Annotated in this window: 16 protein-coding genes; 8 read left to right on the top strand and 8 right to left on the bottom strand. The window is 40.2% G+C overall.

What is annotated here, in order from left to right; translation table 11 throughout:
• Window positions 1–155 precede the first annotated feature (155 nt).
• Window positions 156–761, bottom strand: a complete 606-nt coding sequence (locus FTT84_RS14220) for a LysE family translocator (RefSeq protein WP_180057206.1) — start codon at window positions 759–761, stop codon at window positions 156–158.
• Window positions 762–875: 114 nt separating this feature from the next.
• On the opposite strand from FTT84_RS14220, the gene FTT84_RS14215 reads away from it, so the two are divergent.
• On the top strand, window positions 876–1,370 hold the full coding sequence (locus tag FTT84_RS14215; RefSeq protein ID WP_180057208.1) for an Lrp/AsnC family transcriptional regulator: 495 nt from the start codon (window positions 876–878) through the stop codon (window positions 1,368–1,370).
• 70 nt (window positions 1,371–1,440) lie between these two features.
• Here FTT84_RS14215 and FTT84_RS14210 read toward each other — a convergent pair whose 3' ends face one another.
• The 6 genes from FTT84_RS14210 to FTT84_RS14185 form a co-directional block, all read right to left on the bottom strand.
• Window positions 1,441–1,812, bottom strand: coding sequence for a hypothetical protein (locus tag FTT84_RS14210; RefSeq protein WP_218949773.1), 372 nt, complete (start codon window positions 1,810–1,812; stop codon window positions 1,441–1,443).
• A 292-nt stretch (window positions 1,813–2,104) separates the two neighbouring features.
• Window positions 2,105–3,025, bottom strand: coding sequence for a tyrosine recombinase XerC (locus FTT84_RS14205; RefSeq protein WP_180057210.1), 921 nt, complete (start codon window positions 3,023–3,025; stop codon window positions 2,105–2,107).
• Between the two features lie 205 nt (window positions 3,026–3,230).
• Entirely contained in the window at window positions 3,231–4,076 is an 846-nt protein-coding gene (dapF, locus tag FTT84_RS14200; RefSeq protein ID WP_180081538.1) for a diaminopimelate epimerase, read from the bottom strand.
• Between the two features lie 12 nt (window positions 4,077–4,088).
• Window positions 4,089–5,333 carry a diaminopimelate decarboxylase gene (lysA, locus tag FTT84_RS14195; RefSeq protein ID WP_180057214.1) on the bottom strand — a complete coding sequence of 415 codons (1,245 nt, stop codon included), beginning with the start codon at window positions 5,331–5,333 and terminating at the stop codon, window positions 4,089–4,091.
• Between the two features lie 24 nt (window positions 5,334–5,357).
• The gene (locus tag FTT84_RS17955; protein ID WP_067765761.1) at window positions 5,358–5,561 is read right to left on the bottom strand and encodes a lipoprotein; all 204 of its coding nucleotides are present in this window, start codon (window positions 5,559–5,561) and stop codon (window positions 5,358–5,360) included.
• Between the two features lie 417 nt (window positions 5,562–5,978).
• Window positions 5,979–7,382: an amino acid permease gene (locus tag FTT84_RS14185; protein WP_180081536.1), complete on the bottom strand. Its 1,404-nt coding sequence runs from the start codon at window positions 7,380–7,382 to the stop codon at window positions 5,979–5,981.
• A 333-nt stretch (window positions 7,383–7,715) separates the two neighbouring features.
• On the opposite strand from FTT84_RS14185, the gene FTT84_RS14180 reads away from it, so the two are divergent.
• Entirely contained in the window at window positions 7,716–9,071 is a 1,356-nt protein-coding gene (locus FTT84_RS14180; protein WP_180081535.1) for a sodium:alanine symporter family protein, read from the top strand.
• Window positions 9,072–9,131: 60 nt separating this feature from the next.
• Here FTT84_RS14180 and FTT84_RS18270 read toward each other — a convergent pair whose 3' ends face one another.
• A complete protein-coding gene (locus FTT84_RS18270; protein WP_373685035.1) occupies window positions 9,132–9,683 on the bottom strand; it encodes a hypothetical protein in 552 nt (183 codons plus the stop codon).
• Window positions 9,684–9,865: 182 nt separating this feature from the next.
• Between FTT84_RS18270 and radA the strand changes: the two genes are divergently transcribed.
• From radA to FTT84_RS14145, 6 genes are all read left to right on the top strand, one after another.
• Complete coding sequence (gene radA, locus FTT84_RS14170) at window positions 9,866–11,254, top strand: DNA repair protein RadA (protein WP_067765382.1); 1,389 nt, start codon at window positions 9,866–9,868, stop codon at window positions 11,252–11,254.
• A 116-nt stretch (window positions 11,255–11,370) separates the two neighbouring features.
• Window positions 11,371–12,363: a Tim44 domain-containing protein gene (locus FTT84_RS14165; RefSeq protein WP_067765385.1), complete on the top strand. Its 993-nt coding sequence runs from the start codon at window positions 11,371–11,373 to the stop codon at window positions 12,361–12,363.
• Window positions 12,364–12,577: 214 nt separating this feature from the next.
• Window positions 12,578–12,928 (top strand): hypothetical protein, encoded by a 351-nt coding sequence (locus FTT84_RS14160; RefSeq protein ID WP_067765387.1) that lies wholly within the window; start codon window positions 12,578–12,580, stop codon window positions 12,926–12,928.
• A 1-nt stretch (window position 12,929) separates the two neighbouring features.
• Entirely contained in the window at window positions 12,930–14,702 is a 1,773-nt protein-coding gene (locus FTT84_RS14155; protein ID WP_180081533.1) for a PepSY domain-containing protein, read from the top strand.
• Window positions 14,699–15,037 (top strand): DUF3325 domain-containing protein, encoded by a 339-nt coding sequence (locus tag FTT84_RS14150; RefSeq protein WP_180057222.1) that lies wholly within the window; start codon window positions 14,699–14,701, stop codon window positions 15,035–15,037. The genes FTT84_RS14155 and FTT84_RS14150 overlap by 4 nt, the downstream gene beginning before the upstream one ends.
• Window positions 15,038–15,149: 112 nt before the next feature.
• Window positions 15,150–15,671 carry a tetratricopeptide repeat protein gene (locus FTT84_RS14145; protein ID WP_067765396.1) on the top strand — a complete coding sequence of 174 codons (522 nt, stop codon included), beginning with the start codon at window positions 15,150–15,152 and terminating at the stop codon, window positions 15,669–15,671.
• Window positions 15,672–15,826 lie beyond the last annotated feature (155 nt).

Genomic DNA, 15,826 nt, shown 5'->3' with positions numbered 1-15,826 from the left:
TATTTGAACAATCTAAAATATTTGTATTACCTGAAAAAAGGCAAAGGCAATGTCCGCGAGTAGTGAAAATTAAAGCACAAAAATATCCAAGAAAATGCCAGTCAATTTCTTAACTGACTGGCATTACCACATGTAGGAGGTTTTTTTCTTCTTCATTAGTTCGCAATTAACCAAGAAGCAGCCAGTGCGAGTAAACCACCAGATGTTCCATCAATCCATTTTTGCTTACGTTCATCAATCTGCGTCTTTTGTGTAATATGTGCAAAGATCACACTCAAACTGCAATACACGATAAAAATTAAGCCAATAAATATCAGTGAAAGGATCAAGCCTTGGCTCACGGTATTACCAGTTTTATCGATAAACTGCGGTAAGATTGCGAAATAAATCAACATACCCTTGGGGTTTAAAAGCGCCGTAAAAAAGCCCTTTTTCACAGGATTTGAAGCTAATTTTTTCTCAATACTTAGTTTTTTATGAGTAAATACCGACCGCAACAAATGTGCTGATAAATATAAAAGGTAAGCGATCCCCAACCAGCGAATCGTTTCAAATAACACAGGAAACGAAACAATAATCGCTGCAATCCCTAATGCTACCAAAATCGAGTGCACCAAATAACCACTACATACACCTAGGGTTGCCATCATGCCCGCTTTTGCATCCTTACCCATCACTTGTGACAGGATAAACAGCATATCGGGTCCTGGTGTGAAAATAAGGGGGATTACCGTTAAGGCAAACAATGCAAATACAGACATTTCAACTTTTCCCTTTCGATGTCGTGAAAGTGGAATAAGTATGTTTGAAACTATATAAAATAGGATTTCAAATATTCTATAATATGTATTATTTTTCAAATTATATTCTAATTTATGAAGCTTTCTTCTAAGTCTATTTCAGTAAAGCTAGATCGAATCGATAAAAGTATCATTCGTGAGCTACAAAATAATGGCCGAATCCAAAATAATGATCTTGCCAAGGAAATAGGCTTGTCACCATCTTCATGTTTACGTCGAGTTAAAATCTTAGAAGACGCAGGTGTTATTCAAAATTACACGACTGTTGTCGACCCACAAAAAATTGGTTTTCAACTCATTTTGTTTTCACGTATTTGGTTAGTTGGTCAAGATGCTGAAACCATCGATACCTTTATTGAAGCCATGAAAGAATTACCACAAGTGATGGAGTGCTACATTATTTTAGGTGAATGTGATGCTATGCTAAAAGTCGTGGTACCAGACCTAGAAAGTTATCGTAAGTTTCAATCCACCCATTTAACCAAAAAGAACGGCATCACCAGTGTCAAAACCGATTTACCGAGTCAAATTATTAAACAGAGTTTCCAGTTACCTTTAGAAGATTTGTGAAGTTCATTTACACGTATATAAAAATATAAAGGCACCGATCCGGTGCCTTTTCAGTCAGTATTCACAGTAATTAAGCAGTTTGGCTCTCTAAAAAATCACGATGTACATGGCTTAAGTCAATGAGCTCATATTTTTGTAAATCAAAAATGCGCCAAACTGTCATTGCATCTTCTTTACTATCAACCATTTCAGTTGCTTTGGTACTGAGTTGCCACTGCTTGTCTGAAATCCAAATATAATGCTGACCCGTTGCTGAATCATATGCCTGCACTTTCCCGTCAGCATTAATTCCTTGTACCTGTGCCCCCGCAGGCATGACTGCTTCCATATCTGGTAAGTTAATTTCAACAAAGTGCTTAATCTGGCGTAAACCATAGCCCGCAAAAATTTCTTTTTGCTTTGCACTTAACTGGTCATATTTTTCTTGAATATCTGCAATCATGTTATGGCCTATATATTTTGAACAATACAGCGTGACTAAAATGCCGAGTCAAACGGACTAATTTCATTACGACTAGGTAATGGACAATTTTTATACCTGATAATTTGAATTTTTATAATGCGACAATAGTTCAAAATATCAGTCAATTTTACCAATATTCTTGTCTAAGCTTATTTAAATTTCATGAAAGTGACTTAAATCGTACATTTCAGTGACTCCCAACTCGTTAAACCACTCTAAATATGTAGCAAAGATCAAACCACATTAAAGTGCAATGTTTTTAAATTTGTTACTATTCTTTATGCTGCGCGCGTGGGTGTGCTTGATCATACACTTGTGCGAGTCGATCAAAATCCACATGCGTATAAATTTGTGTCGTGGTTAAATTACTATGTCCCAGCATTTCCTGCACAGCTCTTAAGTCCCCACTATTAGACAACATATGACTGGCAAAACAATGACGCAATAAATGCGGATGTAAATCTACATTTACCCCTGCGCGCTGTGCTTGAAATTTAACTCGATTTTCAATTTGACGCACGCCGAGTGGTTGCCCTTTTTGGGTAATAAACACTTGAGCTTCTGGCACAAAATCACCATGCCATGCAGGGTATAATTGTAGCCAATGCATCACCGCTTCTTTTGCTTTTGAGCCAAAAGGCACAATGCGGGTTTTATTCCCTTTACCTGTAATACGTAATAATTGACGATTAAAATCGATATCGCGAATGGTAAGCCCCTGCACTTCAGCTAAACGTAGTCCACTTGAATACAATAGCTCTAAAATGGCTTTGTCTCGAATCCACAGTTGTCGTTGAGTTTCCGTTTCGGGCTCAGGCTGTTCCATGATTTGTTGAATCGTTTCAATATCTACCAAACCAGGTAAAGGACGTGATTGACGTTTTAATTGAAAATCATCTGCAGGATTAAATGCCAAATATTGTCCTTGTTCAGCCCATTTCATAAATTGTCGTATAGAAGACAACATCCGCTGCAAACTACTCGGACTCAACTGAAACTTTTCAACTTTATAAGCAACAAACTCACGCAAGTCTGTTTTTTCAACATCACTCAGCTGAATATTTCTTGAGACACAGAAATGCATAAAATCCTGAACATCTCGTTCATATGCTTGCAGTGTATGCTTCGACTGATTCTGAATCTCACGTTGCTTTAACCACATTTCAATTAGTTGAGCATTATCTACCGTCATTTGCGATCTCCAATACTCAACTTGAATTGCTGTCTCATCAAAATATTCTACGGCCTGATTTGGTTCTTCATTGAGGAAGATTGTACGCTATGAAAATAGTCTTGCAAAAAAACCTTTCTTCTTCCTCTGAAATCGCTAAACGCATTTTTTAATGAAGTAAAAAATACCGCTATAAAAAAGCCCTGAATAAATCAGGGCTTTCATTTTAACCTTGGAAGTAACTTAAGTCTAAGCGTCCTTCGTAAACGGTTGCGGTTGGACCAGTCATCCAGACCACCTCACCTTCTTTCCATTCAATTTGCAATTTACCACCAGCCAATTCAATTTCCACTGAATTTGCCAATAAACCACGACGCATACCAGACACAGCTGCGGCACAAGCGCCTGTACCACAAGCTAAGGTTTCGCCCACACCACGCTCAAACACACGTAAACGTGCTTGCTTTTCGTTGATGATTTGCATAAAACCTGCATTCACACGTTGTGGAAAACGCTCATGTGATTCAACTTGTGGCCCCATCGTCGCAACATCAGCGGTAATCACATCAGGGACTATCGTCACGGCATGTGGATTACCCATATTCACAACATCAATGGTCAATTGCTGATTGTTTGCCAGTGCAATGTCATACAAGTTTTCAGGCTCGTCTGCCAAAAATGGAATTTCGTGCGGTAAGAATTTTGGATAGCCCATATTCACGCGCACCCAACCATTTGCACCCAATTCAGGCTCTACAATTCCTGATTTGGTTTGCACTTTAATTTTGGTTTTCGTGGTTAACTGACGTTCATGGACAAAACGCGCAAAACAGCGTACGCCATTGCCACATTGTTCTACTTCAGAGCCATCAGCATTAAAAATGCGATATTTAAAATCAACATTCGGTAAATCTGGTGGTTCTACAATTAAAAGTTGATCGAAACCAATACCAAAATGACGATCTGCTAAACGTTGGATGGTCACTGTGTCGAGGTATGCACGTTGGCTGATTAAATCAACCACCATGAAATCATTGCCCAGGCCATGCATTTTCGTAAATTCTAATAACATCTGATTTACTCCTTATGGCAACAGGCTTTCACGTTCCCAAAGCGACTCAATCGTTTCACGTTCACGAATTAAGTGTGCTTGGTCAGCATCTACCATCACTTCTGCCGCACGACCACGACTGTTATAGTTAGAGCTCATGACAAAACCGTATGCACCAGCACCCAATACTGCCAGTACATCATTTTCTTTCAGTGCAAGCTCTCGCTCTTTCCCTAAGAAATCACCTGTTTCACAGATTGCACCAACAACATCCCATTGTTGTTTTTCAACATCGTTACGTGGAGTTACTTCTTGAATGTCCATCCATGCTTCATACAATGCAGGGCGAATTAAATCATTCATTGCTGCATCAATAATGGCAAAGTTACGGTGATTGGTTGGTTTAAGTAAATCAACTTTAGTCAACAACACACCTGCATTAGCAGAAATGCTACGACCCGGCTCCATATACACTTTTAGTCCCAATTTTTCTAAAGCTGGGCGCATCGCGTTGGCATATTCTTCAACTGTAGGCGGAACTTCATCTTTATAAGTCACACCCAAACCACCACCAATGTCGATATGCTTCAACTCAATACCTAATTCTTTGAGTTTGTTAATCATCACAATGACACGATCAAGCGCATCTACAAAAGGCTGTGTTTCGGTCAACTGCGAACCGATGTGACAATCAATACCGACTATTTCAAGATTTGGCAAAGATGCAGCATATTGATAAGTTTCAAATACTGAATCTGAAGGAATACCAAATTTATTTTCTTTCAAGCCAGTTGAAATATATGGATGCGTTTTAGCATCAACATCTGGGTTTACACGTAATGAAATCGGGGCTTTTTTACCTAATCCTGCCGCAACTTTTTGGATACGATCCAGTTCAGCATAAGATTCAACGTTGAAGCAAGCAATGCCTACTTCTAATGCTTTTTGAATATCTGCTTCAGTTTTGCCCAAGCCAGAGAATACGATTTTTGATGCATCCCCCCCCGCTTTTAATACTCGCGCTAATTCGCCGCCAGTTACAATATCAAAGCCAGCGCCCTGCTTGGCAAGCACGTTTAACACCGCAATATTTGAGTTAGACTTTACCGCAAAACAAATTTGATGATCGATAAAGCTAAATGCACGATCCATATCTAAATAATGCTTTTCAAAAGTCGCTTTTGAATAAACATATAGTGGTGTGCCGTATTGCTGCGCAAGTTGTTGTAATGAACATTGCTCTGCATGCAATACCCCATTAATACGGGTGAAACTCATGGAGGTATCCTTTCTAAAAAAGCATTAAGGTGTTGGGTTTGAATTAGACGCTTCAGCAGGTGCAGTTGTCGTTTCCTTATCCTGCTTTTGCTGTGCAGGCGTATCTGGATAAATCAAATATTTTGCTCGTTTATCTGCATTGCCATCAGAAGGCAAATGTAATGCACCAGACTGTCCACATGCAGTCAGTAAAACACTGCTGATCAGCACGATCATTTTATAATTCATAAAGCGATACATAATCGGACCTAATGAAAAGATTTTTCCGAGTATAACGTGATCAACACGCGGATAAAAGAAAAGCCCTGTAATTCCTAGATGGCTTATTTGCGCCCTGCACTAATTTTAAGCATTTTTGTATTTTTATCGCTCATCTCAAAAAATCTATCTTGCAATAGTGCCTTAAAAACATTGATTTTACTGACATCGCTTATCAATTTGTAAACTATTCATAGTCCGATAAATGTTCTCTAAAACCAATCCATGTCAGCTGTTTTTATCCATCAAACATTAAATTGGTGGTAAGGATTCAACCCATAAAGATCACATTGGGTCATGTAAAAAATCAGCCTTGTAGTGAAAAATTCGCATAAAAAAACTGCTCCCTAAGGAGCAGTTTTTTTATTTCATCAGTATTATTTAGACTTATTTATGCTTCGGCTTATAGAAACAAAAATAACCAATCAATAAGACGACAAACCAAATTGGGCTGACCATTAATGCTTTCATGGTATCCGCTTCAAGGGATAGCACGTAAATCATACCAATAAAGAAGATAATCACGATCCAACACGTAAACAAACCGCCAGGAAGTTTAAATGTTGATTTAGCATGTAATTCTGGGCGTGTTTTATAGTAAACGATATAGCTCCAGATAATCATGAGCCACACACAGATAAATAAAATCGTTGAAAGTGTGGTTGCCAAAGTAAATGCTTCAACCGTGTTAGGTACAAAGTACTGTAATGCAGCACCGAGTAGTAAACACACTGCTGAGAAATACAACGCATTTGCTGGAACAGCACGTTTATTTAAGTGACCAAACGCTTTCGGGCCTTGCTCTTCACGAGACAAACCAAACAACATACGCGATGTAGAGAACACACCACTATTCATTGATGACATTACTGAAGATAACACCACCAAATTCATAATGATGGCTGCAGCAGCAATACCCGCTTGGCTAAACAAATTCACGAAAGGAGAAATGCTTGGATCAATCTTATTCCAAGGCGTAACTGACATTACAATCACCAGTGCAAGCACATAGAAAATAATGATACGAATTGGAATCGAGTTCACTGCTTTAGGCAAGTTATGCTCTGGGTCTTTGGTTTCAGCAGCAGTTGTACCCACCAATTCCACCCCAACAAAGGCGAAAATAGCAATTTGGAAGCCAGCTAAGAAGCCTGTTACCCCTGTTGGGAAGATCCCGCCATGCGACCATAAATGATTAAATGATGCAACATCACCCGCAGTAGATGTAAAGCCTGTGAAGATCATCCACAAACCAACACCAATCAATACCACAATCGCAATGATCTTAATTAAGGCAAACCAGAACTCAAGCTCACCAAAGAGTTTCACAGTAACGAGGTTCAAGCCCATGATAAAGACAATGGCGGCGATACTGATCATCACCCCTTCTTCTGGTGAGAACGAGTTTCCTCCATTAAAAAACTGTAAGTAATAAATAATGGCTGATAAATCTGCGATACCAATCGTGATCCAACATAACCAATAGGTCCACCCCACGAAATAACCTGCCCAAGGGCCAATTAAATCGGTCGCAAAATCGATAAATGATTTATACGCAAGGTTTGATAGTAATAACTCGCCCAATGCACGCATGACGAGAAAAACCATGAAACCAATAATCATGTAAATAATTAAAATGGAAGGGCCAGCTAAACTGATGGTCTTTCCTGACCCCATAAATAAACCTGTACCAATCGCACCACCAATTGCAATTAATTGTAGGTGTCGGTTGGACAAGCTTCGTTTCAAATCACCACTTGTTTCTGGCGATCCATGAATTTCGTTAGACATATTGTTAATTCAACTTCGCGTTCCATTGGCGACAAATTAACGTAAAAAATTAAGAAAATACAAAAATATTTATCACCATCTATATTTTCGAATTAATTTACAAAGTTAATTTATTTTTCTTATATATAAAAAACAGCAGTAAAACCGTATATTCACTTGATCAATAAAACAACATTTTGCTTGTAAAAAGCTAAATTTCATGTAAAAAATATTTCTCAAACGATAAAAACATGCTCGATAAATCATGGAAGTTTCAAACAATGGCATGTCAATTGCTTCTTTTTACTGAAACGAAGCATTCATTCACTCAGGGCTAATAAGAAGAAAGATACTATGGAAAATTTACATAAAATCATGGAGACACTTAGTGGTTGGGTCTGGGGCCCATACATGTTGGTGCTCATTGTAGGCACAGGTGTCTTCCTTACCTTCCGTTTATTATTTTGGCAGTTCCGTATGTTGCCTTTGGCCTTTAAACAGGTTTTTGGAAAACATGAACATGCGAAATCACACGATGGCGATATTTCGCATTTCGCATCCCTTATGACCGCACTTTCAGCCACCATTGGTACCGGTAACATTGCAGGTGTTGCAACAGCCTGTGTGCTCGGCGGGCCGGGCGCCGTATTTTGGATGTGGATGACTGCATTATTTGGTATGGCCACTAAGTATGGTGAAGGTGTGTTGGCAGTCAAATACCGTGTTAAAAACGAAAATGGTGAGATGAATGGTGGCCCGATGTATTACATCGAACGCGGTTTAAAGTGGAAGTGGCTCGCGGTCATCTTCGCATTATTTGGCACCTTGGCATCTTTTGGAATTGGGAGTTCGGTACAATCCAACACTGTCGCACTGGCTGTAGAAAACAGTCTGGGTATTGAAACTTGGATGACAGGTATTGTAATCACTGCATTCTCTGCCTTAGTGATTCTTGGCGGTATTAAATCAATTTCAACTGCATCTTCTTATATTGTCCCAATTATGGCTGTGGGTTATGTCGCAGGTGGCTTAATCATTATTTTGAATAATCTCGAATTGGTGATTCCTGCACTAAAAATGATCTTCACCTATGCTTTTACTGGTGAAGCAGCAGTTGGTGGTGCGATTGGTGCGGCTATTCGTTACGGTGTAGCACGTGGAGTCTTTTCAAACGAAGCGGGTATGGGTTCAGCGCCGATTGCCGCAGCTGCAGCGAAAACTGATCACCCTGCCCGTCAAGGTTTAGTTTCAATGACCGGTACTTTCATTGACACCATCATTGTATGTTCGATCACTGGTATTGTGCTTGTGATGGGCTTCATCGTTGCGGGTAACAGTTTTGGTGATCAAACGGGTGCGGTATTAACCATTAGTGTGTTTGATAAATTATTACCAGGTTTTGGTGGCTGGGTCGTCACCTTTGGTGTGGTGTTCTTCGCTTATTCAACTATTCTGGGTTGGAGTTACTATGGCGAAAAATGCTGTACCTATCTCTTAGGTGAAAAGTCCGTACTATTTTATCGTCTTATTTACATTGCATCGGTGTTCGTAGGCTGTGTGGCAACACTCGATTTAGTTTGGTTATTCGCAGACACTTTTAATGGTTTAATGGCGGTACCGAACTTAATTGCCTTACTGCTTCTTTCAGGTGTCATCGCGAAAGAATCGAAAGACTTTATTGCACGTCGAAAGTCGGGCGAACTGTATTAATTTTTTAATAAAAAAGCCACGGATATCGTGGCTTTTTTTATTTATATACCGTTTAGTTATTTATTGAATTGTCCCAATAGGCCCATCATCAAGTTGATCATCCGCATCATCATTTGGTTTTTTTAAGCTTCTCTTGCTTAAATCTTCTGGTCGTGAATCTATATTTTCAACAAAGCCTTCACCAAATTGATCACCAAACTCGTCTTCGTCATATTCCATTTCAAAGCCTTCGTCATCAAATTCATCATTTGCACGATCCGTTTCAATTTCTAAAGCGAGCTCCAAAGAGAGTGAATAGAACAACACACCATCAATTTTCATATTGCCTTGTTCATCTTCAAGATATTCACTCAAAGTACGAAACGCGGGATTATTCACATCAAATGGAACATCCACATAAATATCCCCACTATAGCTGACGAGCAAAGCCTCACCTGCAAGCCCCATACAAGGAAAATATTCAATATTTTGTAAATCTAACCATTCAAATAACGCATTACGTGCATGGTTATTTTCCTGATGTTCATGATCATATTCTTCAAAATGTACAAACAGCACATCACGATTTTTTTCACGTGCAATCTCATCAATGTGTTTCACTAAAAGTGGCATGCGTTGTTCCATTTCATTTAGAAGGTTTTAGCATTATAAACGTTGCACTTGATGAATGTATAAGTCTCTGCAATTAAACGTCGTGACTTGTCGTGAAAGCATTTTTTTCAAGTTAAGGTCTTGGTTTTTTTGTGCATTCACCGCTATGCTGTGACTCAATTTGAGTTGATGTATGTATTCCTATGGCTAAAGCAAAAAGTGTCTATCGTTGCGAACAATGTGGTGCCGACCATACAAAATGGGCCGGTCAATGTTCTGAATGTGGTGAATGGAATTCACTAAACGAAGTCAGTATTGCTCCTGTGGTAACTCATCGTGCCCAACCGAAAATGGGTGGCGGCTATGCTGGCCAAGCGGCAGCAGTCACTACGTTAAATCAAGTGTCTGTTTCAACAGAATCACGCTTAGCTACAGGTATAGGTGAGTTTGACCGCGTACTTGGTGGCGGTTTAGTCACAGGCTCCGTAGTTTTAATTGGCGGTGACCCTGGTATTGGTAAGTCGACTATTTTATTACAAACCGCTACGCATATGGCTGCAAGCAAAAGTTCAGCCTTATATGTCACTGGTGAGGAATCACTTTCTCAAGTTGCATTACGTGCTCAACGACTCGACCTGCCCACAGATCAACTTAAAGTCATGGCAGAAACATGCGTTGAGCGGATTTGTGAAATTTTAGCCCAAGAACGCCCTGCTGTTGCGATCTTAGACTCTATTCAAACCCTGTATACCGAAACGTTGCAATCAGCACCTGGTGGCGTTTCTCAAATCCGTGAATCTGCTGCATTACTGACACGTTTTGCGAAGAATAGCGGGACGTCACTCTTTATTGTCGGCCATGTAACTAAAGAAGGTTCTTTAGCTGGCCCAAGGGTACTCGAGCACATGGTCGATTGTGTTCTGTATTTTGAAGGCCAGTCCGATTCTCGCTTCCGTATGATTCGGGCAGTTAAAAACCGTTTTGGTGCAGTCAATGAACTGGGCGTATTTGGCATGACCGATAAAGGTCTACGTGAAGTTTCAAATCCTTCGGCCATTTTCCTCAGTCGTTATGACGAAGCGATTCCCGGCTCAATTGTAATGATCAGTCGTGAAGGCACCCGCCCACTGTTGGTCGAAGTTCAGGCTTTGGTCGATGATGCTCATGGACAACCACGCCGTGTCGCCTTAGGTCTTGAGCAGAACCGTTTGAATATGCTGTTGGCAGTGATGCATCGTCATGGAGGCGTACAAACCGCTGGACAAGATGTATATGTCAATGTGGTTGGTGGTCTTAAAATTACTGAAACGGGTTCTGACCTTGCTGTCCTACTGGCTTGTGCCTCTAGCTTACGGGGTAAAGCCTTACCTCAGCATCTCGCAGTTTTTGGTGAAGTTGGTTTATCTGGTGAAATTCGCCCCGTACCCAATGGCCAAGAGCGGTTGAAAGAAGCCATCAAACACGGTTTTAAATATATTATTTTACCGCGTGGCAATGCCCCCCAGAAACCAATTCCGGGTGTACAAATTATTTCGGTCGCTCGTTTACATGAAGCCCTAAGTCAGGCCATGACCTTGTGTGATGAGACTTAGGTTTATTTTTGATTTATTTTGATGATTTTTCCAAGTTTTTACGCATGTTCTATTGAAATTAATGCCAAATGACTGCATAAATACAGGGCAATTCAAACTTTATATAGGAAAATTTGATGGAAGTTCGACAGCGTGGTTTGATGACTGCTCTTTTAACAGCAGCCCTTTTGGTAGCTCCAATTGCAGAAGCTAAGCGTGCCGGTGGCGGTAAAAGCCATGGTATGAGCCGTCAGGCAGCTCCTGCTCAGTCTTATCAACAACCTCGTCAATCTGCTCCAGCTCAACAACCTGTTGCTCCTGCAACAGCACCTGCTAAATCTGGTTCAAATGTTGGCGGTATGGTTGCTGCCGGTGTTGCTGGTGCGGCAATTGGTGCTGTAGCTGCAAACGCTCTTGCTGATGACAACAACGGTCAAGCAGCATCTGAAGCGCAAGCTCAACAACAGGAAGAAAAAGGCGGTATTCCAAGCTGGATTTGGATCTTACTTGCAGCTGCAGCAGCCTTCTTCATTTTCCGTAAGATGGGCGCAAAAAAAAAACTAGCCGCTAATTCAAACCCGTATGCGCCTAACAGCGGTGCGAATAACGCACCGTTTGGCCAGCAAAATGCTGTTCCACGTGCAGGTAACGATAGCACTAATATTTTTGGTCAATCTGTAGGTGGTTCAACTGCGTCAAATGCACCGCAAACGAATGCTCCTTTTGCTGGTGGTGCGTATACGAATTCGGGTAATCAATTACCGGATGGTACTGAACCTGCAACATTCTTACGTGTAGCTCGTCAGCGCTTTAACCACATTCAATCAATGAATACAGCAAGTAATATTGCTGAAATTCAACGCTACTTAACTCCAGACCTTTACCAGTCGATGTATAACGACATCATGGCAAATAAAGATGAAGACGTAGCTGAGTTTTCAAACTTAAATGCTATGGTTGCAGATTCTGCGACAGAAAATGGTCAATATGTTGTTAGCGTTCGCTTTACAGGTACTGTAAGCGAAGACTTAAACAGCCTTCCACAACCTTTCGCAGAAGTTTGGCATTTTGTTAAACCTGCTGGTTCAAATGAAGACTGGAAAGTTGCAGGTATTCAGCAAGAGCAATAATTTTAGGTTTTAACCTATGAAGAAGTAGCGGCTTAGGTCGCTATTTTTTTGCCTATTTTTTAAGACAATTCCCTTTTTTCATGTTGAGTAGCTTCTTCAACATTTTCTAAAATATTGAATAAAATAAAAATATACATCCTACAAGCATTCTAATAATTAATAATAATTGTTATCATTTAGATTAACTTTCATAAATTTCCTTGTAATTTAGACGATGATAAATAGCTCACCGCCTGAAGCTGTTGTGACGCAAGTTACAAATTCTGCACCTTCAAAAATCAAATCCGCACCCTCCCTCCTCGTCTATCGCTTGATGATTTTCTATCGCTTTGCCTTAGCCATGATTGGTGGTTATGTATTGGCCATGCTGTCAGCAATCGTCATCGCAGATTATTTTCAAGAAGACCGCGGCAGTGCTGCCATGAGCGCCACTCTAATCGCTTTTTTACTGTGGGCATGTGCATTTATTTGGGTATTTATGGTGAATAAAACCAGCAAAGCTACATTAGGCATTGTTATTCCAACGCTGTGCTTGTACATCATTTATAAAATGCTAGGAAGTTGATATGCGCATAGATGCAAAAACTGAAGGCCCACGCCAATCAATGTCTTGGCTACATACATGGGCGAGCCTAATTTTAGGTTGGTTGCTCTATGCAATCTTTTTGACTGGAACACTAAGTTTCTTCAAAAATGAAATTACAGTGTGGATGACACCTGAAGTTCATCAATCTGTTCCAGCAAGTTCGCAAATACAGCAAACACAGGTCGCTTTAAATTATTTACAGCAAAACCATCCAAATGCTGGCGCTTGGAATATTTTACTGCCAAACACGCGACAAAATGCCACTTTAGTTACTGTACGCGAACAGGGTGAAGACCCTCGTGCACGTCGTGGTGGTAAACAAATTTATATCGATAGCGCGACGGGTGAAGTACTAAAACCACGTGAAACTCGAGGCGGTAGTTTCCTCTATCGTTTTCATTTCGAACTGTATGGCATGCCACGTATTTGGACACGTTGGTTCGTGGGCATTGCAACCTTATTGATGCTTGTTGCAATTATTAGTGGTGTGATCACTCATAAAAAGATTTTTAAAGATTTCTTTACCTTCCGCTCAGGTAAAGGTCAACGCTCATGGCTTGATGCACATAATGCGACAGCTGTTTTCGCGCTTCCCTTCCATATCATGATTACATTTAGCGGTCTTTTACTTCTGCTTTTTACCATTATGCCGTGGGGTATTGAACGGATCTACGATAATCGTGGCCAATTTTTACAAGAACAAAACCGTGCTTTAGTTGAAGAAAAAAAATCAGAACAAGCTAACAATCAAAATGAACGTTCAGAGCCTAGTGGAAATCCTGAACGTGCTGCAAAATCAGAATCTACTACCCAAGGTGGAATACAACAAGCCCGTGGAAATCATGTCGATCAGCAAAATCGTATTGAAAGACGCGGCGAGCGCAAAAAACGTGATGATAAACCAGTTGTAGCTGCACCATTGACAAATTTAGCGCCAATTGTGATGGCAGTACAAAAGGAATGGAAAACCAATCCAATTAGTACAATCAGCATTATTGCACCAAATACAGATCAAGCCAAAATCGAACTGCGTGCACTTCATGGCGAAAGCGTGGCATATCGTAACGTTTATGCGAGTAAACAGTTTGATGGTGTTAGCGGTAAAGACCTTACGGACGAAAGTGCCAAACTGAAGAATCCATCGGTTCCAATGGGTATCTACAATGTCGTTACCACCTTACATGAAGCACGAGGTGTAGATCTTGCTCTTCGTTGGTTATTATTTATTTCCGGCATTGTTGGTACGTTAATGGTCGCAACAGGTCTCATCTTATGGTGTGTGAAACGAGCACCACAGCAGCAAAAGCAAGGCTATAAATCATTTGGTTACCATACTGTAGAAGTAACTAATATTGCTGCCATTATTGGTCTTCCAATTGCCTGTGCAGCATTCTTCTATGCTAACCGTTTTATCCCTACCAGCATGGAAATGCGTTCAAATTGGGAAATTCGTAGCTTCTTTATTGTCTGGCTCATTACTTTCATTTATCCAATGTTCTGCACACATCGTCAGGCCTGGTTAGAACTTTTAGCGGTTGCTTCGGCACTTTATGCACTGCTACCAATTGTGAACTTTATGACTGGCGGCCAGCCACTTTGGAACACTGTAGTACATGGTCAGTGGATGATTGCATCCTTTGATATTGCGATGTGGTTGTTGGCTGTTTTATTTGCCTATTCGTTCTATAAAGTCAAAAATCATAAAGGACTCCCTACTAAAAAAGCACGTGTTACACAGGAGTTGAAAGGATGATCTTCTTCTTATGCATTTGGGCTTTAAGCTGTTTAGGTTTTTTTGCACTGGCCAGCAGTATGTCAAAACATCAAAAGCAATTTTTTAGTAAAGAATTATCTTTAGGGCAAACACGCTTAGCGACTTTGGTTGGTTGGTGTTTACTCATTGTCACTTTACTCATTTGTCTTTCCCTAGGAACACCAAGTAATAACATCAGTTATTGGTTTGGCGCGTTGACGATTGCTGCATTAAGTGTTGGCTTATGTATTAGTTATTTCCCAGCATACTTTTGGAAATATATTGGTGGTTTAGCGGTTATTGCGATTTTTAGCTACGGCATGTTGCTCGTTTAATTACCAATAATCGTTTTCGATACATCCTACACGTGTGAAAAGCCAATCTTCGGATTGGCTTTTTTCATACCAACCCATTAGGCTATATCTATTCTGCTCTTTTGGATTTCATATGTCTGAACTTTCGATCTCTCCTGCTTTATATAACCGCGCAATGGCGGGCAACAAAGATGCTCAATTTGAACTTGCTGAAATTTATATGCAAAGTGAAAATGATGAGCATGTTGAGCTTGCAGAAGAATGGGCACTCAAAGCTGCACAACTCGGTCATGTTGAGGCTATGTATTGGTTGGGTGAAGGTTATGCAGTCTATGCGAAAGATATGCAAGAAGAAGATCCTGAAGAATCTAAAGCTTATTTTGAACATGCGCATCGTTGGTTAGAACAAGCAGCTAAACATAATCACCCTGCTGCGATTTTAGAATTGGCAAACTTTTTCCGTCGTGGTGATGTAGTAGAAAAAGATGTAACAAAGTCGATTGAACTGGTGGAGCAATCTGCAAAATTAGGTGAGGTTCAAGCCATGCGTGATTTAGCTTTTATTTATGCCAACGGCTTAGGCATTGATGCCGATGAAGATAAAGCAGATTACTGGACAGAAAAAGCCAATACCTTAGAGCAACCAGAAGCTTAAATTTCAAAGTAAAAAGCCCGTCAATTGATTAATGCCAGTCAGTTAAGCAAAAAAAGTTAAAATGCTGTAAAAAGAGCGTATGTAAATACGCTCTTTTTTTATGAATTTATCTCAGAATCTAGATTTAACATTAAAACAAACCCTACCTTCACTTT

It is taken from the genome of Acinetobacter sp. YH01019 (assembly GCF_013420285.1).
GTDB classification, from domain to species: Bacteria; Pseudomonadota; Gammaproteobacteria; order Pseudomonadales; family Moraxellaceae; genus Acinetobacter; species Acinetobacter gandensis.
This window is presented reverse-complemented; position numbering and strand designations above follow the sequence as displayed.